The 18181-nt window shown below is 49.2% G+C and carries 16 protein-coding genes; 15 read left to right on the forward strand and 1 reads right to left on the reverse strand.

The genetic code is table 11. The features are described 5' to 3' along the window. The first annotated feature begins 84 nt into the window (after positions 1-84). The 7 genes from leuS (at position 85) to HNR45_RS00455 (ending at position 7786) form a co-directional block, all read left to right on the forward strand. The gene (gene leuS / locus HNR45_RS00425; RefSeq protein ID WP_159822073.1) at positions 85-2553 is read left to right on the forward strand and encodes a leucine--tRNA ligase; all 2469 of its coding nucleotides are present in this window, start codon (positions 85-87) and stop codon (positions 2551-2553) included. Positions 2554-2672: 119 nt separating this feature from the next. Then, positions 2673-3158, forward strand: a complete 486-nt coding sequence (gene nrdR, locus HNR45_RS00430) for a transcriptional regulator NrdR (RefSeq protein WP_159822071.1) — start codon at positions 2673-2675, stop codon at positions 3156-3158. Continuing rightward, the gene (locus HNR45_RS00435) at positions 3155-4228 is read left to right on the forward strand and encodes a dipeptidase (RefSeq protein ID WP_159822069.1); all 1074 of its coding nucleotides are present in this window, start codon (positions 3155-3157) and stop codon (positions 4226-4228) included. Before nrdR ends, HNR45_RS00435 begins: the two co-directional genes overlap by 4 nt. Then, the gene (gene gmhA, locus HNR45_RS00440) at positions 4228-4791 is read left to right on the forward strand and encodes a D-sedoheptulose 7-phosphate isomerase (protein WP_159822067.1); all 564 of its coding nucleotides are present in this window, start codon (positions 4228-4230) and stop codon (positions 4789-4791) included. Before HNR45_RS00435 ends, gmhA begins: the two co-directional genes overlap by 1 nt. Beyond that, a complete protein-coding gene (gene rfaE1, locus HNR45_RS00445) occupies positions 4775-6238 on the forward strand; it encodes a D-glycero-beta-D-manno-heptose-7-phosphate kinase (protein WP_200841480.1) in 1464 nt (487 codons plus the stop codon). Before gmhA ends, rfaE1 begins: the two co-directional genes overlap by 17 nt. A gap of 1 nt (position 6239) precedes the next feature. Continuing rightward, positions 6240-6755 carry a D-glycero-alpha-D-manno-heptose-1,7-bisphosphate 7-phosphatase gene (locus HNR45_RS00450; RefSeq protein ID WP_052098513.1) on the forward strand — a complete coding sequence of 172 codons (516 nt, stop codon included), beginning with the start codon at positions 6240-6242 and terminating at the stop codon, positions 6753-6755. Next, the gene (locus tag HNR45_RS00455) at positions 6746-7786 is read left to right on the forward strand and encodes a glycosyltransferase family 9 protein (RefSeq protein WP_159822065.1); all 1041 of its coding nucleotides are present in this window, start codon (positions 6746-6748) and stop codon (positions 7784-7786) included. The genes HNR45_RS00450 and HNR45_RS00455 overlap by 10 nt, the downstream gene beginning before the upstream one ends. Before the next feature lie 11 nt (positions 7787-7797). Here the strand turns inward: HNR45_RS00455 and HNR45_RS00460 are convergent, their stop codons facing one another. Next, the gene (locus HNR45_RS00460; RefSeq protein ID WP_159822063.1) at positions 7798-9159 is read right to left on the reverse strand and encodes an MATE family efflux transporter; all 1362 of its coding nucleotides are present in this window, start codon (positions 9157-9159) and stop codon (positions 7798-7800) included. Between the two features lie 160 nt (positions 9160-9319). Between HNR45_RS00460 and HNR45_RS00465 the strand changes: the two genes are divergently transcribed. The 8 genes from HNR45_RS00465 (at position 9320) to pheT (ending at position 18093) form a co-directional block, all read left to right on the forward strand. After that, on the forward strand, positions 9320-10417 hold the full coding sequence (locus HNR45_RS00465) for an efflux RND transporter periplasmic adaptor subunit (protein WP_235020566.1): 1098 nt from the start codon (positions 9320-9322) through the stop codon (positions 10415-10417). 8 nt (positions 10418-10425) lie between these two features. Further along, a complete protein-coding gene (locus HNR45_RS00470; protein ID WP_024048795.1) occupies positions 10426-11124 on the forward strand; it encodes an ABC transporter ATP-binding protein in 699 nt (232 codons plus the stop codon). Between the two features lies 1 nt (position 11125). Next, complete coding sequence (locus HNR45_RS00475) at positions 11126-12334, forward strand: ABC transporter permease (protein WP_159822061.1); 1209 nt, start codon at positions 11126-11128, stop codon at positions 12332-12334. Positions 12335-12346: 12 nt separating this feature from the next. After that, positions 12347-12787, forward strand: a complete 441-nt coding sequence (locus HNR45_RS00480) for a PaaI family thioesterase (RefSeq protein WP_159822059.1) — start codon at positions 12347-12349, stop codon at positions 12785-12787. Then, on the forward strand, positions 12780-13211 hold the full coding sequence (locus tag HNR45_RS00485) for a PaaI family thioesterase (RefSeq protein ID WP_024048798.1): 432 nt from the start codon (positions 12780-12782) through the stop codon (positions 13209-13211). The genes HNR45_RS00480 and HNR45_RS00485 overlap by 8 nt, the downstream gene beginning before the upstream one ends. 10 nt (positions 13212-13221) lie before the next feature. Further along, complete coding sequence (locus HNR45_RS00490) at positions 13222-14361, forward strand: acyl-CoA dehydrogenase family protein (RefSeq protein WP_159822057.1); 1140 nt, start codon at positions 13222-13224, stop codon at positions 14359-14361. 277 nt (positions 14362-14638) lie between these two features. Continuing rightward, positions 14639-15661, forward strand: a complete 1023-nt coding sequence (pheS, locus tag HNR45_RS00495) for a phenylalanine--tRNA ligase subunit alpha (RefSeq protein ID WP_159822055.1) — start codon at positions 14639-14641, stop codon at positions 15659-15661. Positions 15662-15672: 11 nt separating this feature from the next. Then, positions 15673-18093, forward strand: a complete 2421-nt coding sequence (gene pheT, locus HNR45_RS00500) for a phenylalanine--tRNA ligase subunit beta (protein WP_159822053.1) — start codon at positions 15673-15675, stop codon at positions 18091-18093. Positions 18094-18181 lie beyond the last annotated feature (88 nt).

The raw sequence follows: 18181 nt of genomic DNA on the forward strand, positions 1-18181 counted from the left end.
TTTGTATATTTTTATTGGCGTAAACGTTCATTAAAATATATAATAAGTAATTAATAAACTGAGAAATGAACGGGAGGAAATTCCATGAACGATAAGTACAATCCTGCAGAGATTGAGAAAAAGTGGCAGGATAGATGGCATGCAATGGATGCCTTTCATACGCATGCCGATGCGGAAAAAGAAAAATATTATGTGCTCGAAATGTTTCCTTATCCGTCGGGGAATTTGCACATGGGACATGTACGCAACTACGCGATCGGTGATGTGATTGCTCGTTTCATGACGATGCGCGGTTACAATGTGCTTCATCCGATGGGCTGGGATGCATTTGGCATGCCGGCCGAAAATGCGGCGATCCAGCGCAACATTCATCCGGCAAAGTGGACATACAGCAACATTGAAAACATGAAAAAGCAGCAAAACAAATTAGGACTTTCCTATGACTGGGATCGGGAGGTCACGACTTGCAGCGAGGACTACTATCGGTTCACGCAGGAGCTGTTTTTACTCTTCATGAACCGCGGTCTTGCGTATAAAAAAGAAGCGAAAGTCAACTGGTGTGAACATTGCGGGACCGTACTGGCGAATGAACAGGTAGTGGACGGCTGCTGCTGGCGTTGTGATACGCCGGTAATAAAGAAAAATCTTTCGCAATGGTTCTTAAAAATTACTTCGTACGCGGATCGTCTGTTGAATGATCTGGAACTTCTTAATGGCTGGCCGGAACGCGTTAAAACGATGCAAAAAAATTGGATCGGGCGCAGCGAAGGTACCGAATTTAAATTCGGCGTGAAAGAGTTGCCGGAGGAAACCATCTCCGTATATACCACACGTGTCGATACCGTGTACGGTGTTTCCTACGTAGTGTTAGCACCGGAACATCCGTTAGTCGAGAAAATTATTGAAGGCAAAAAAGAAGCTGATGCGGTTCGCCAATTCGTCGAAGAAATGCGAAACGTCAACGAGCTCGACCGTACTTCGGAAGATGTCGAAAAAGTCGGCCTTTTTACCGGCGGTTATGCGATTCATCCATTAACTGGTGAAGAGGTGCCGATTTGGGTGGCCAATTATGTATTAGTGGACTACGGTACCGGTGCTGTGATGGGCGTACCGGGGCATGATGAACGCGACTTTCTCTTTGCCCGCAAATATAATTTGCCGGTACATGTTGTCATAAGCGAAGATACATCGGATAGAATAGCTGAAAAACTTGATGATGCTTATACGGAAGACGGTATTTTGATCAACAGCGGTGAATTTAACGGTTTAACCAGTGCAGAGGCTCGTCGCAAGATTACGGAAAAAATGCAGGAACAAGGGATCGGCGAAGCCCATGTCAACTACCGGTTGCGTGATTGGCTGATCTCCCGTCAACGGTATTGGGGCGTGCCTATTCCGGTCGTTTACTGCCCGCATTGCGGCATGGTGCCCGTACCCAAGGAAGATTTGCCGGTACGCTTGCCGACCGATGTGGATTTCAATAGTAAGGCGGCAGTATCTCCGCTGGAAACAAATGAAGAGTTCTTATTTACGGCGTGTCCGAAGTGTGGTGAAAAGGCTCGTCGCGAAACCGATACGATGGATACGTTCATCGACTCTTCGTGGTATTTCCTGCGCTATACGGATCCGCAAAACGATCAGGAACCGTTCAGTAAAGATAAGGCTAATTACTGGATGAACGTCGATCAATATATCGGCGGCATTGAACATGCAATTTTGCATCTTTTATACTCCCGCTTCTTTACGAAAGTATTGCATGATGCCGGTATGACGGAAGCGGTTGAACCGTTTGATAAATTACTGACGCAGGGCATGGTGTTGAAAGACGGCAGCAAGATGTCCAAGTCAAAAGGCAATGTGGTTTCGCCCGAAGAATTGGTCGCTCAGTACGGTGCCGATACGGCACGGCTCTTTACTCTTTTTGCCGCTCCGCCGGAACGTGACTTGGAATGGAGCGATCGCGGTGTAGAAGGAGCTTTCCGCTTTTTGAATCGTGTTTGGCGCATTGTGGGACGCTACTTGGAAATGCCGACACAGGAACGCAAATTGACCTCGGAAGATAAAGATTTGCGTCGTGAAACCCATCGGGTACTCCAAAAAGTGACAACCGATTTGGACGGTCGTTACAATTTCAATACTGCCATCAGCGCGATCATGGAACTGGTAAACGCCTTGCATGATTACGCCGAACGGGTCAATGATATGCCTGACGGTTTGCGCCGTGAAGTACTGCGAGATTTGGTGATTTTGTTGGCACCGTTCACACCGCATATCGCGGAAGAGCTCTGGCAGGCACTGGGCGAGCAGGAAAAGAGCGTACATGAGGCCTCGTGGCCGGAAGTGGACCCGACGGCACTGGTGGTGGATGAAGTCGAACTTGCCGTGCAAGTGAATGGCAAGGTTCGCGCCACCATTCAGGTGGGAGTGGCCGCTACGAAAGAAGAAATCGAAGCAAAAGCACTCGCTCATGAGAGGGTGCAAGAATTTATCGACGGCAAAGCGATTCGCAAAGTGATCGTTGTGCCGCAAAAAATTGTTAATATCGTGGTTTAAAAAAATAGCGGCAGGAACTATACCTGCCGCTATTTTTTGTATGCATGCTATAATAAATACGATATCTGGACATTCCTTATCGAAAACATCGATCCCATATGGGTAAAGGGGGAAGCCAAATGAAATGCCCATTTTGTAAATATGCTGATACAAAAGTAACCGACTCGCGTGTGACGGACGATGGAAATGCCATTCGTCGGCGACGGGAATGCTTGTCCTGTCATCGACGCTTTACCACGTATGAACTGGTCGAAGAAGCGCCGCTGATGGTGATTAAGCGTGACGGGCATCGAGAAATGTTTGACGGTGACAAACTGTTACGCGGATTGATGCGTGCTTGTGAAAAACGGGAAGTCAGTGTGGAGCAAATAAAAGAATTGGTGGCTTCTGTGGAGCGGGAACTGCGCAATCGCCTGGTGCAGGAAATTTCCTCGGAAGAACTGGGTGAAGTGGTTCTGGCGAAGTTGAGCGATCTGGATCCGGTAGCGTATATTCGTTTCGCATCCGTTTACCGTCGGTTCAGTGGTTTGAAGGATTTTATGGCGGAACTGGAAACGTTGATGGCCAAAGAGGAACAAAAGCAAAAAGGAGTTGAGTCGAAATGATCATCGATTTGCATTGTGATACATTGATGAAGCTGTTGGACGTACCTGCCGGCGGCGATTTGCATAAAAATGTTTGGAATATCGACTTGGAGAAGTTGCAAAAGTCAAATTATTTACTGCAGGACTTTGCGATTTTTGTAGATTTGGAAGAACATCCCGATGCGTATGTTCGTTATGGTGAAATGCGGGATACGTTTTTGGCGAACATCAAAAAATATGGTGATAAAGTACGCCAGGTTCGTACGCTTGCAGACCTGGAAGCCTGCCGTCGTGATCGCATCATCGGCGCATTGCTTTCCGTAGAGGAAGGCGGGGTTTTTGGCGGTGATTTGCAAAAACTGAAAAAGGCGTTTACTGAGGACGGCGTGCGACTGGTCACATTGACTTGGAACTATGAAAATGAATTGGCCTTTCCGAACGGGACAGAGGGCAAAGACAAAGGGCTTAAAGCCCGCGGCTGGGAATTTGTCGAGTGGATGCAGGCAAACGGCATGATCGTCGATACGAGCCATTTGAACGATCAAGGTACGAGAGAATTGTTGGAACGCGCCGAAAAACCTGTGATGGCGTCCCATTCTAATGCGCGTGCCGTTTTTTCACATCCGCGTAATTTGCCCGACGATTTATTACGTGCGTTCGGGGAAAAAGGCGGTGTGATCGGTTTAAACTTCTCGCGAAATTTCGTCGGTTCGAAACCGATTACAGATCCTTCCGAAGTGAATAATCCACGATTACTTTTGGCGCCGTTGACGACAGAAGAATATCATCAGGTGGCGATCGGCGAACGACCGGTTCCGGCACCGCAATTGGATTCGCCGTTATTGGTTTCCAAGGCGGCGGATATTGCTCGCCATGCTCGATATATCGCTGACATAGCAGGAATCGAAACGGTCGCGTTGGGAACGGATTTTGACGGTATCCAGCCTTACCTTGAAATTCATGATGCCTCCGAAATGGATAAACTGTTTACAGCATTAGAAAAGGAAGGTTTCTCCGCGGACGATATTGATCATATCAGTCATAAAAATGCCATACGCTTCTTTAACGACACACTGCCGGCAGGTAAATAATGGATATTGCCAATGCACTTCATGAACATATAGAAGTCGCCCAAGCTTATCAGGAGCATGCTAATGAAATAGCACAAAGCGGAGAAATCATTTGTCATGCTTTGCAGCGCGGGCGGAAAATTTTATTTTGCGGCAACGGCGGTTCGGCGGCGGATGCGCAACACTTGGCGGCTGAACTGATTGTGCGTTACCATGCGGAACGTCGTGCGCTGCCGGCGATCGCGTTGACCACGGATACGTCGGTTTTGACCGCCGCCGCGAACGACTACGGTTACGAGGAAGTATTTGCCCGCCAAGTAGCGGCACTCGGGCAAAAAGGAGATGTATTAGTGGCGATTTCCACGAGTGGCCACAGTCCCAATGTATTGAAAGCGATCGAGGCCGCACGAACCAACGGACTCAAAATTATCGGTTTGACGGGGGCCAAAGGTAACGAGATGGATACCTGCTGTGACTTGGTGCTGCATGTGCCGAGTGATGTGACAGCCCGCGTGCAGGAGATGCATATTTTAACGGGACATATTTGGTGTGAAATGGTGGATGAATATGCGCACGAATGTTGAGCGTTTCTTCCACTCATTACATACTTTGCGCATTGTCGTAGTCGGTGATGTCATGTTGGACCGCTACCTGTTCGGTCAGGTAGCACGCATTTCGCCCGAGGCGCCGGTACCGGTACATCGCATTGAAAAAACGGAACGACGTTTGGGCGGTGCCGCCAACGTCGCTGCCAACTTGCGCGGATTGGGTTGTCCTGTACGCTTGATCAGTGCTGTCGGTGATGATAGCGCGGCCGATGAATTTCGCGAAGTTTTGCGTGCGGGCGATATGGATGACAGCGGCATATTGACGGATCCGGAGTTGCAGACAACGACAAAAACCCGCGTGATCGGTGTACAACAACAAATGCTGCGGATCGATCAGGAACGGATTCAAGATATTTCGGAACATACCGTTTCCCGCATTTGTGAGCAAGTGACAAAGGAAGTAGAAAAAGGTTGCTCGGTCTTGGTGATTTCCGACTACGGCAAAGGAATTTGCACGGAATCACTTTGTCAAAAAGTAATTCAAATCGGATGCGATGCGCAAGTACCCGTTCTGGTAGATCCGAAACAGGCGGATTGGTCTCGTTACCGCAATGCTACTCTTGTAACGCCGAACCTGAAAGAATTAAGCGAAGCTTGCGGAACAACGCTTGCGAATCACGACCGCGAAGTAAAAGCAGCGGCGCTTGCTCTGATGAAAAAGTCGGGTGTGCAGCAAGTGGCCGTCACGCGTTCTGCGAAAGGCATTCTTTGGGTGGATAATGAATCGCACAGTTTTCAGCATCCGGCCTTGGCGCGGGAAGTATACGACGTTTCCGGGGCGGGTGATACGGTAGTAGCCGTACTTGCTGCGGCGATAGGAGCCCAGTTGCCGCGGCGTTTTGCGCTGCATTTGGCGAACTGTGCCGCCGGCGTAGTAGTCGGCAAAGTGGGTACATATGCGATTTCACAATCGGAACTGGCCGTCTCGTTAAGTGATAATATCCATCGGGATGCCGCCGTATTGAAACTTTCCGAGCTTGTACAAGTGGTTAACGCATGGCGTGAGGCGGGGGATACCATCGTCTTTACCAACGGTTGCTTTGATTTGATTCACCGCGGACATTTGACGTATTTGGAAGCGGCGGCGGAACTGGGAGACCATTTGATCATCGGCGTCAATTCCGATGCTTCGATACGACGTTTAAAAGGAAGTTTGCGTCCGATTGTTTCTGAAGCGGATAGGGCGTACCACTTAGCGGCATTGCGTGCGGTGGACGCCGTAGTTGTTTTTGACGAGGATACCCCCTATGAGCTGATTCGGGAGATTCGTCCGGACGTATTGGTCAAAGGCGGAGACTACTCGCCGGATGACGTCGTCGGCAAAGAGTTTGCCGGACGCGTACAAATAATTCCTTTTGTAGACGGATACTCCACAACAAAACTTATTACTACTATTACCAGTCGAAATAAAGGAGTTCATTAAATTGTCACAACGAGCGATATTTTTGGACCGTGACGGAGTAATTAATGTTGATCACGGCTATGTGAGTCGGCCGGACGAAGTGGAATTTATTCCCGGAGCGCGGGAAATGATTGCCGAACTGAGCCGACAGGGCTGGCTGATTTTCGTTGTGACCAATCAAAGCGGTGTGGCGCGCGGCATGTACACGGAAGAGGACGTGCAGGCATTACACCGCTGGCTGAACGAAGAGTTTGCCAAAGCGGGCGGAAAAGTGACGGAGTTTTTCTATTGTCCGCATCTTTTACATGCCAAAGTAAAAAAATATGATGTGGATTGCGTTTGCCGTAAACCGCGGCCGGGCATGATTATTCAAGCGCTCAGTAAGCACCGTATCGCACGGGAAGACGCGTTTTTGATCGGTGACGGCGAACGGGATGTGGCGGCCGCCGAGCGTGCCGGCATTCGCGGATTTTTATTTACCGGCGGTAATGTGCAGGAATTTATGCATGAATGTGTACGGGATCTCCAATGGAATTAAATTTGCCGCAGGCACGTATCTTAATTATTAAAATGAGCTCGCTCGGCGATATTATTTGTGCATTGCCGGCGCTGTTTGCGTTACGTAAGAAGTATCCGCACGCGCATATTACTTGGGCGGTTCATCACGCATTTAAAGATATTTTGCCGGGCACTCCTTATTTGGACGATAAAGTTGTAATTGACCGGAATCGTCTTCGCCAGCCTTCCTATTGGCGTGAATTACATAGGGAATTACGCGAACGCTCGTTTGACCTGGTATTGGATTTGCAGATGCTTGCTAAGAGTGCTTTGGTGGCGCGGTTAAGCTGCGCTAAAGCGCGTTACGGATATTGGGAAGCGCGCGAAGGAAGCGGACTGGTAAGTCAGCCGATTGTCGGCGCTCATCAATATGGTCATATCACGGAACGCTTATTGGACGTGGTAGAGTATTTCGGCGCGGATATCGACCGGATTGCGTATCCTTTGTGTGACATCAGTGATGCCGAAGTCACATTACGTCAAAAATTACAAGCTTTGGGCGTGACCGGCGAGTATATTGTGATTGCTCCGAGCAGCCGCGGTGCGGGGAAGGATTGGCCGGAAATGTCCTGGCGGGAACTGATCGGTCAGATGACCGCTGACGGGCGGCATGTAGTTATTGCCGGCAGCGCCGCTGACACCCCGCTGGCGCAACGTTTGCTGGCGGGTGACCGAACGAAAAGAACGGCAGATCTGACAGGCAAAACAAGTTTACGTGAATTGCTGGCGCTGGAGAAACATGCGCGCATGCATATTTCCGGTGATACGGGTCCGCTTCATATTGCCAATGCGTACGGTACGTCCATCATTGGTTTGTACGGTCCGACGCGTCCGGAACGCAGCGGTCCGTTTCACAATCCCCAAGGCGATTATGTGATGGCACAGCAAGCGCAGAATGCCGATTTAAAAATCAAGAAAAACCGCAATATTACGATGAGCACTATTCCGGTAGAAGATGTGATTACATTGTATCGCAAGAAAATAAACGCGGAACAAAAAAAGAGACCGTAACGGTCTCTTTTTTAATGCGTGGTTTGGATTTTATGTCGATTGCGATTGAGATAGATGAGACGTGAGTTGTAGGCGATGGAGACAGCAAGTAAACCGCAAATAATACCGACCCAATAACCGTAAGGACCTAAATTGGTATAATGCGACAGAAAAATGCCTAAGGTCAAACCGATACACCAATAGCATAATAATGAAACGATAAATACGAAGCGCACGTCTTTATAACCGCGCAGCGCTCCTTGGATCGGTACGCCGGTAGCATCGGCAAAGGTAAACATCAGCGCATACACCATAAAACTGGCAGTGAGCGTGATCATTTGCGGATCATTGGTATAAAGACCGGCAATCGAATTGAAGTTAAAGAAGGCGAGGATAAATAGAACGGTTGCCACGCTAATCGTAAAAACTTGCGCCATGCGGGCATAGCGTAAGGCAGCAGCAAAGCGCTTGGCACCAAGTTCAAACCCGCATAAAATCGTCGCGGCAATACCGGCAGAAAGAGGGAGCGAGTACAATACGTTGGAAAAATTATTCGCAGCATTATGAGCGGCAATAACCTGTGTACCATAGCTCGTGATTAAGAGGCCGACGATAGAAAACAAGGATATTTCCAAAAAGTTGGCACCGCCGATCGGTAAGCCGATTTTCAGCTGCTCCCGCCATCTTGCGAAATGAAGACCTTCCCATTCCTTGAAAATGCGATAATGGGAAAAAGGGGGCAAAAAAAGCATAACCAAGAAAAAGAGCAAGCAGTTCACACTGTTGGAAATGGTAATCGCCAGTCCCGCTCCGGCACCGCCCAACGAGGGAATACTGCCATAGCCGTCAATAAACACATAGTTCAAAATAATATTCAGGAAAAATCCTGTAGTCATAATCGAAAGGGAAATACGAGTATAACCGTGAGCATCCACCACATTGCGTAACGTAACAGAAATAAAACAGGGAATAATTCCGTAGGCAATAAATGTCAGAAACCCCTGTGTGACCTTGCGCACAGCAGGCTCCAGACCTAAGTTATCAAGCATCCAGGGGAGGAGAAAACTTCCCATGCAAATGGTTACCAGGCCGACAGTCAGAGAAAGGTAGATTCCTTGCCGCACAATGGAAGGAATATTTGTCGGTTGATTGGCGCCTAAAAGTTGGGAAATAATCGGCGTAAGTCCCATGAAAAGGCCAATCGAAGTCATTAACACCGGCACCCATAAATTTACGCCGACCGCCGCTCCGGCAAGATCAACGGTGCTATGCCTCCCGGCTACCGTGGCGGCAAAAAAGCCGCCGGCTACAAGGGATAATTGAGTCAGGAAAAGCGGTATCCAAATAGAAAAAAATTGCCGCCACATTTGGCGGGGATAGTCGAAATGTTGCATGATGCCTCCTTTGAGTAGAAATATTATATCATAAACCGGACGGAATTTTGCTGTATGAGAATCCGATTATACGGATCGGTATCGCTAAAACAAAACTTGTACTATGTTATAATAAAAAGAACAAAGGGAACATTCAGATAACTTAGATAAAGCGGGTGAAATGATGGCTCGAAACGAATTTTGGCAAACTCATAAACGTAAAATTGTTTGGGGAGTGCTTTTTTTATTGCTTATATTAGCCGGGGTTTGGTGGTGGACGCATCGGACTACAGAAAGTAAAGAGTCTTATGTGTTGGGGCAGGTCACCACAGGTTCAATTGCCAGCTCGATTGATGCGACAGGCGCGATCGAACCGGTTAATGAAGTAAAGCTGAGCGCCAACATTTCGGGTACGTTAACTCAGGTGTTTGTGAAAGAAAATCAGCAAGTTCATGAAGGCGACGTCTTGGCGGTGATTTCTGCGAAATCGGCGGAAAGTCAGTTGAGTCAGGCGGAAAGTATTTTAGCCAATAAACGAAGCCTTTACGACCGATATCATCAATTATATGCCGAGGGAGCGATTTCCTATCAGCAATTGGCGGATGCGCAAATGAACTATGAAACAGCGCAAGCTACCTACAATAAAGCGCAAGCGGACATGTCCGACACGACGATTGTCGCGCCGATGGACGGCGTCGTGATCGGTGAACCGATGAAAGTGGGCGAGACGGTAGCGCAAGGCTTGTCGAGTCAGATGATCATTGCGAAAATTGCCGATCTTTCTTCCATGCGGATCCGTCTTTTAGTGGATGAGACAGACATCGGTCAGATCAAGACCGGACAAAATGTAACGTTTACTGTTGACGCGTATCCGAACCGAAAGTTCCACGGGCATGTGACGGACATTTCCCGCACGCCGGCTTCGAGCGGGAATTCTTCGAGTACAGCGGTTATTTACTATACGGTATATGTGGCGATTAACAGCGATGAAATCAGTTCTTTGTATCCGTCCATGACAGCGCGTGCGATCATTGACGCGCAAACGAAAGATCATGTCGTATTGGTGCCGATCACGGCGCTGCGCAGCGATGTGAACGGTCAATACGTGTATAAAAAAGCGGGCGACAAGCTGGAAAAAACACCGGTAGTAATCGGTATTATTACGGATACTCAGGCGGAAGTTATTTCCGGCCTCAGCGCCGAAGATACGATTGTGACCAGCGGCAGTGTCAAAGAAGATAAAGCGGGCAATTCTGTAGCGCGTCATCCGCGAATTTAGGTGAAATGATGAGTGTGCCTGTAATAGCGTTGAAAGATATCGTTAAAAATTATCGCTTAGGAAAAGAGGAAGTACCTGTACTGAAAGGGATATCTCTTTCCGTAGAGCGCGGTGAATTTTTGTCGATCATGGGACCTTCAGGTTCGGGCAAGTCAACCTTGATGAATATTCTGGGATGCTTGGATCGTCCGACTTCCGGCTCGTATGAATTGGACGGCGAAGAGGTCGCACAATTATCGGATGATCGATTGGCGCAAACGCGTAATCAAAAAATCGGGTTTGTATTTCAAAGTTTTAACCTGCTTGCCAAGTTATCCACTTTGGAAAACGTAAAATTGCCGATGATTTATGCGGGGACGCCGGAACCGGAGCGAACCGAGTATGCACGCAAATTATTAACGCAACTGGGTCTGGGCGAGCGTCTGCATCATCTGCCGACGGAACTTTCCGGAGGTCAACGACAGCGCGTCGCCATTGCGCGAGCCTTGGTCAATCATCCTGCGATTATTATGGCCGATGAGCCGACGGGCAACTTGGACAGTAAATCCGGTGCGGAAGTTATGGAAATTTTTACGGAGCTTCATCGTCAAGGTCGGACGATTCTGCTGGTTACCCATGAGGCGGATATTGCCGCTTATGCGCAATCCCATATCGTGTTGCGCGACGGGGTCGTGACGCAGGAATGGATGGTAGCCGACGATGCGTAGTATGTTTTGGGAAAATTTACAAATCGCATGGCAGGCTTTAATCAGTAATAAAATGCGCTCCCTTTTGACGATGCTGGGGATTATCATCGGGGTGGCTTCCGTGATTGCGCTGGTCTCGATCGGCCAAGGCGTCCAAAAAGATACGGAAGATCGGTTTTCGCAACTCGGCTCCAATCTCCTGATTGTTATACCGGGAGCACCGCGAACACCGGGCTTGCGACCGGTGGCAGGAAGTTTGGAAACGTTGCACTATAATGATTACGTGTCGATTACGTCGCTGCCTAATGTCAAAGACGCCTCGCCAATGGTGCAGGGGTCGTATGTAGTAGTGGCCGGCAATAAAAACTGGACCACAAAGGTTATCGGTGTCACCGCATCCTACCGTAATGTCAGGGACGCGGAAATTGAGGAAGGCCGCTACTGGACGGAAAAAGAATATAAATCGCGGGCGCGCGTAGTGCTACTCGGCAAGACGGTCGCCGAGAATTTATTTGGCGATGCCAATCCGATCGGCAGTAAAATTCGTGTAAAAAATGACCCGTATGTGGTAATCGGAACTCTTGCGGAGAAAGGTGCATCGGGCGGAAATGATGCGGATAACTGCATTTTGGCGCCGTTCAGCACCGTACAGGAACGGTTGCTCGGCATCACCTATGTGCAAACGATCAGCGTCGCCTCCGCATCCGCCGATGCGATGTCGCAAGTGGAAGCGGATATTACCAACCTTTTGCGGATTCGACATAAGATTTTGCCTAATCGCGAAGATGATTTTACGGTAGAAAATATGGCAGACGTTTTAGAAACCGTACAGCAAACCATGCAAACGCTTACACTCTTCTTGGGTGCGATTGCGGCGATTTCGCTGTTAGTCGGCGGTATTGGAATCATGAATATTATGCTGGTATCAGTAACGGAACGTACTCGTGAAATCGGAATACGTAAAGCTCTCGGTGCGACGTATCGGATGATTATTACGCAGTTTTTGATTGAGTCGATTACGATCAGTCTGGTAGGCGGCACGATCGGTGTCATCGTCGGCATCTTAGGGGCGCACGCGATGGCCTCCTTAGTCAACGTTTCCGCGGCCATTTCTCCTTGGCCGATTTTAGGATCATTTGCGTTTTCGGTAGCCATCGGATTGCTGTTCGGTTTGTATCCGGCCCGTAAAGCGGCACGCTTGAACCCGATCGATGCGTTGCATTATGAATAGGTGGAGTCGATAGTGATAACGGAGCAGGAACAACAAAAAATTATGAAAATGGTGTTACTGAATCCTTTTGATCGCCTGATGAATTATGAAGTGGTGACGATGGAACCGGGGCACTTGGTAATGAAAACAATAGCGCAGCGCGAAATTGTGGAAAACTCCTATCAGTCGACACATGGCGGTTTTCTTTTCGGCTTGGCTGATACCTATATGGGAGCAGCCTGTTTTGCACACGGCAAATCAGTCACGACCATGGGGCTTCGTATTTCGTATATTCGTCCTGTTGTTTTGGATTCGACGGTGACGGGAACGGCAGAGGTTATTCATAACGGACGCAACACGATGCGGACGGTTTGCGATTTTCGCGATGAAAGAGGTCGGCTCTTAGCTCATTGCGAAGGAACCTTTTATGTGCTGGGGAAGGCCTTATGGATGATGGAGGAGACAAATGATTGATCCCTCATTGGAAAATTTTTATCAACGCGCCAAAAGTGAAGATCCTTATTTTCAGTTTATGAAAATTGAAGTAGTGGATCTCTTTCCGGGAAAAACTCATTTTAAACTGTTTATCGAACCGGATTTCCACACTAATCGCCGCGGAATTGCACATGGAGCGCCGCTGGCTACGATGAGCGACGCCTGCATGGGGTGGGCATCTCGAGCGCTCGGCTACCATGTCGTCACGATTGATTTGGATATTTCGTATATTCGTCCCGTTCCGGAAAATACCTGGGTGCACGGCTACGGTGAAATCATCCACCACGGTAAAAAGACATTGGTCGGGGAAGTTAAATTTTACGATGACAACAAGAGATTAATGCTTTCGGGGAAAGGCACGTATTGGATCGTGCACCCGATTGATATCGCGCACGATATTTAAGGAGGGAACAATGGACTTTACAATCACTGCCGAACAGCAGGAATTATTGGATCTGGTGCAGGAAATTGTAACGAAAGAAATCGCACCGCGTGCGTTGGAAATGGATAAAGACGGTGTGGTGCCGGATGAACTCTGGAAAATTTTGAAGCAGACCGGACTGACCTCACTCGGCGTACCGAAAGAATACGGCGGCCTCGGTTTGGATGCCATGACGTTGGCGCTTATTTTTGAAAAAATCGCGCAGGGCTGTGCGGGTATTGCGACGGCGTGCGCGGCGAATATGCTGGCCATGTTGCCGGTAGCCTTCGGTGGCACACCCGAGCAGATGCAAGCTTTTTGTGACGTGATTTTAGGCGGAGGGATGACCGCGTTTGCCTTGACGGAACCGAATGCCGGTTCGGATGCGTCGGCGATTGCAACACGCGCGAAAAAAACGGAAGGCGGCTACATTTTAAACGGTACGAAGCATTTTATTACCAACGGCCCGATTGCCGATGTGGTAGTGGTCTTTGCCAATGCCAATCCGGCTCGCGGCGTCCGCGGGCTGACGGCATTCATTGTGCCGACAGATACGGACGGTTTCAGTGTGGGTAAAGTGGAAGATAAAATGGGCATTCGTGCTTCCGCTACTTCGGAATTGGTACTGACGGATTGCTTTGTACCCGAGTCGGCGCGGCTGGGGCGTGAGGGCAGCGGTTTCAAATGGGCGATGCGGACGTTGGATGCATCGCGTCCCTTTGTCGGTGCGATCTCCGTCGGCATTGCAGAGGCGGCATTGCAAGCCGCAGGGAAATATGCGCACACGCGTGTGCAGTTCGGCAATAAATTGATTGCGCTGCAGATGGTACAGCAGATGTTGGCCGATATGGCAATGGCAACGGAAGCATCCCGCTTGTTGGTGTGGAAAGCGGCTGCCAGTCAAATGGATGGTGCGAGAAACGCCGGTGTTATCGCGTCCATGGCGAAGTGTTTCGCATCCGATACGGCGATGAAAGTGAGCACAGATGCCGTTCAAATTATGGGCGGTGCCGGTTACTCCAAAGAAGCACCGTTAGAAAAATATATGCGTGATGCCAAAGTCATGCAAATTTTTGAAGGCAGCAATCAGGTACAGCGAGGTATTATTGCCGGCGGTCTCAAATTCACATAAGTGACTTGCGGAATCAAAGTTAACTTGTTATACTATCTTTAATTTCACATTGGATGCTAGGAACGAAAGGTGTATGGAGGATTCGCACTTCAGGGAGCCGATTTCATGACTGGAAAAGTCGGCGTGTGAAACCATACAGTTCATTCGGGAGCAGTTTGCTGATAACGTAGGCAAAACGTATTTCTGCGATAAAGATTTCGAGTACTTATTTGGGTGGTACCGCGGAAGAGACTTTCGCCCCAGGCGAGGGTCTTTTTGTGTTTTTAGGAGGGGTGTTATGAAAGAGGAAATGCAGGAACTGCAACAGCGTGCGTTGGAACAAATCGCAGCTGCTGCGAACGAATCGGAGTTACAAAAAATCCGAGTAGCGTTCTTAGGTAAAAAAGGGGAACTGACTGCGATATTGCGCGGCATGAAGGATCTGACCGCTGAAGAGCGGCCGGTCGTGGGGGCGCTCGCTAACGAAGTGCGCGGCCTTTTGGAAAAAAACCTGAGCGAGAAGCAGGATGAACTGGCGCAAAAAGCATTGAGCGAACGGTTGGCGGCGGAAAAAATTGATATTACGTTACCGGGACGTCGACCGCTGCAAGGTCATTTGCATCCATTGACGCAGATCAATCGTCGCATTCAGGATATTTTTATGAAGATGGGGTATACGATTGCGCAAGGTCCGGAAATCGAAGATGATTTTTATAACTTCCAAAGCCTGAATTTTCCCAAAGACCATCCGGCGCGTGATATGCAAGACTCGTTTTATATCAATGAATCGATTCTTTTGCGTACGCATACGTCGCCGGTTCAGGCGCGCACGATGCAGTCACAGGAACCGAATACGCCGATTCGTATTATTGCCCCCGGCAAAGTATATCGTTCCGACTATGATGCGACGCATTCACCGGTGTTCCATCAGGTCGAAGGACTCTTGCTGGATCAGGGAATCACCTTTTCCGACTTGAAGGGAACGATTGAACATTTTTGCCGGGAAGTTTTCGGTACAGATACCAAGGTACGCTTTCGTGCCAGCTATTTCCCGTTTACGGAACCGAGCGCGGAAGTCGATATTTCTTTCCGTAAACGGCACAGTAAAGGCGGTACGGTGGATACGTCCGAAGAATGGCTGGAAATTCTCGGTTGCGGTATGGTGCACCCGAATGTATTGCGTTTAAACGGTTACGATCCGGAAAAAATCAGCGGTTTTGCGTTCGGTATGGGTGTGGAACGAATCGCCATGCTGGTGTACGGAATTGACGATTTACGTTTATTTTATGATAATGATGTGCGCTTCTTGGCGCAGTTTTAGGAGGGAAATATATGCTGGCATCGTTAACCTGGCTGCGCCATTATGTCACGATTGAGGGAGATCCGGAAGAGCTCGCCGAAACACTGACTATGGCCGGCATTCCGGTGGAAAAAGTACATGTTCCCGGCAAAGATATTAAAAATGTCGTTACGGGTAAAATTCTTTCGGTCGATCCGCATCCCAATGCAGACAAACTCGTTGTCTGCCAAGTGGATGTAGGAACGGAAACATTACAGATTTGCACCGGGGCAAAGAACGTGCGTCCGGGTCAAATTGTACCGGTAGCGCAACCGAACTCATATTTACCGGGCGGTATTCACATTAAAACATCGAAATTGCGCGGTGTACCTTCGTTCGGCATGATGTGTTCGGCAAATGAATTGGGCTTCGATTTGAGCCTGTTATCCGGCGCACGCGCTGACGGTATCTTTATTTTGCCGAATGATGTTCCGGTGGGTCATGATATCCATGAGTTTTTAGGTCTCGATGATGTGATTTTCGAGTTTGAACTTACACCGAATCGAGCGGACTGTTTCAGCATGGTGCGACTGGCTCGTGAATTTGCGGCGTTGTTCAACAGTCAATTGAGCCTGCCGACCATTCAAGTGAACGAGTCCGGTACGGCGATTACGGAAGACGCAAAAGTGACGCTTGCCGCCACCGATCTTTGCGAACGCTTTTCGACGCGACTTTTGCGCAATGTGAAAATTGCGCCTTCGCCGGAATGGCTGCAGGATGCGCTGCGCAGTGCGAATATTCGCAGCATCAATAATGTTGTCGATGTGACGAATTTTGTCATGTTGGAGCAGGGGCAGCCGTTGCATGCGTACGACTATGATACGCTTGCGGGACACGAATTAATTTGCCGCCGTGCATTGCAAGGCGAATCGTTAGTGACCTTGGACGATAAAGAACGAACCTTAGCAGAGGATCAGCTGGTCATTGCCGACCGAGACGGTGCAGTCGGACTTGCGGGCATTATGGGCGGACAGCGCACGGAAGTGACCGACCAAACGACGACCGTATTGTTGGAGGCCGCCACATTCAATGGCGCGACCATTCGTCGTACCGCGCGTAAACACGGCCTGCGTTCGGAAGCGTCGGGACGTTTTGAACGCGGTATTGATCCCGACATTACGACACTTGCTTTAGATCGAGCCGCGCAGCTGCTGCAGGAAATGAGCGCCTGCGAAGTGGCTCCGGGGTATCTTGATGTGTATCCCGAACCGCAACCGACGCGTACACTCACCGTTACGGTAGAGGAAATTAACCGGGCGATCGGGATTACGTTGGAGCGTGCTGAAATTATCGATATCTTGAAACGCCTTTATTTTGACATCACCGAACAGGGCGAAGCACTGCTTTTAACCGTTCCGAGCTGGCGCGGTGACGTAGCGGAACTGGCTGATATTGTCGAAGAAGTGGCGCGCCTTTACGGCTATGATAAAATTCCGAACACATTACCGCTCGGGCGCCAAACCAGTGGCCGTCAAAGCGATGAGCACGCAGCGATCGAAACGATTCGTGATATCCTGGTACAAGCCGGTCTTTCTGAGACGGTTACCTTCAGTTTCATGGCACCGCAAGATTTGAAAGCATTGGGGTTGGCAGAATCAGACAGCCGCTATCAGGCGGTTTCCGTATTAAATCCGATTACCGATGATTTCCCGCAAATGCGGACTACACTTGTACCGAGTCTGTTGCAGGCGGTCAAGCGCAATCTTGCCGTGAAAAATGAAAACTTGGCGCTGTTTGAAGCGGCATCCGTGTATTTGCCGAAAGAATTACCGCTTGCCGAATTACCGCAAGAAAAACCGTTTGTCACAGGTGTTCTTTGCGGCAGCACGGGGGCTGCACGTTGGCCGCAGGCACAGCATGCCTACGATTTTTATGATGTCAAAGGTTTGATGGAAACGGTTCTTTCCCGACTGGGCGTCACCGATTACCGTTGGGATGTAGCGGAAGACGCCATTTACCATCCGGGTAAGGCGGCCGCCGCGCTGCATGACGGTAAAGTTTTGCTGTCTTGCGGTGAATTGCATCCCGTTGCCCAAAAAGGGTACGGTTTGAACCCGACAATGTATATATTCACAGTGGATATCGAAGCATTGTTGCCGTATATTGCGACAATACCGGAATACCAAAGCTTGCCGAAGTATCCGACGCTGGATCGGGATCTGGCCATTTTAGTTCCGGAAGGTGTCACGCACTCGACATTGGTTGATGTCATGCAAAGACAGGGCGGCGCGATTCTGGAATCGGTCGAACTGTTTGATCGTTACAGCGGTGATCAGGTGCCGAGCGGATTCGTCAGTATGGCCTATGCGTTGCATTTCCGCGCGCCGGATCGCACCTTGCAGGATCATGAGGTGGATGAACGAATTCAACGGATTGTCCAACGGTTAAAAGCATTTAATTGTAGCTTACGTTAATAAAAAAGCCTGCCGAATTCGGCAGGCTTTTTTATTGTCGGCACAGTTTCCAACAGGTACTTAATCCATATCGGCCATACATAAAGAG

The organism is Negativicoccus succinicivorans, assembly GCF_014207605.1.
GTDB classification, from domain to species: Bacteria; Bacillota; Negativicutes; order Veillonellales; family Negativicoccaceae; genus Negativicoccus; species Negativicoccus succinicivorans.

What these genes read in the sequence shown, in the direction of transcription:
- leuS (WP_159822073.1), top strand. Translation starts at nt 85, where the DNA reads ATGAACGATAAGTACAATCCTGCAGAGATTGAGAAAAAGTGGCAGGAT.
- nrdR (WP_159822071.1), top strand. Translation starts at nt 2,673, where the DNA reads ATGAAATGCCCATTTTGTAAATATGCTGATACAAAAGTAACCGACTCG.
- HNR45_RS00435 (WP_159822069.1), top strand. Translation starts at nt 3,155, where the DNA reads ATGATCATCGATTTGCATTGTGATACATTGATGAAGCTGTTGGACGTA.
- gmhA (WP_159822067.1), top strand. Translation starts at nt 4,228, where the DNA reads ATGGATATTGCCAATGCACTTCATGAACATATAGAAGTCGCCCAAGCT.
- rfaE1 (WP_200841480.1), top strand. Translation starts at nt 4,775, where the DNA reads ATGCGCACGAATGTTGAGCGTTTCTTCCACTCATTACATACTTTGCGC.
- HNR45_RS00455 (WP_159822065.1), top strand. Translation starts at nt 6,746, where the DNA reads ATGGAATTAAATTTGCCGCAGGCACGTATCTTAATTATTAAAATGAGC.
- HNR45_RS00460 (WP_159822063.1), bottom strand. Translation starts at nt 9,159, where the DNA reads ATGCAACATTTCGACTATCCCCGCCAAATGTGGCGGCAATTTTTTTCT.
- HNR45_RS00465 (WP_235020566.1), top strand. Translation starts at nt 9,320, where the DNA reads ATGATGGCTCGAAACGAATTTTGGCAAACTCATAAACGTAAAATTGTT.
- HNR45_RS00470 (WP_024048795.1), top strand. Translation starts at nt 10,426, where the DNA reads ATGAGTGTGCCTGTAATAGCGTTGAAAGATATCGTTAAAAATTATCGC.
- HNR45_RS00475 (WP_159822061.1), top strand. Translation starts at nt 11,126, where the DNA reads ATGTTTTGGGAAAATTTACAAATCGCATGGCAGGCTTTAATCAGTAAT.
- HNR45_RS00485 (WP_024048798.1), top strand. Translation starts at nt 12,780, where the DNA reads ATGATTGATCCCTCATTGGAAAATTTTTATCAACGCGCCAAAAGTGAA.
- HNR45_RS00490 (WP_159822057.1), top strand. Translation starts at nt 13,222, where the DNA reads ATGGACTTTACAATCACTGCCGAACAGCAGGAATTATTGGATCTGGTG.
- pheS (WP_159822055.1), top strand. Translation starts at nt 14,639, where the DNA reads ATGAAAGAGGAAATGCAGGAACTGCAACAGCGTGCGTTGGAACAAATC.
- pheT (WP_159822053.1), top strand. Translation starts at nt 15,673, where the DNA reads ATGCTGGCATCGTTAACCTGGCTGCGCCATTATGTCACGATTGAGGGA.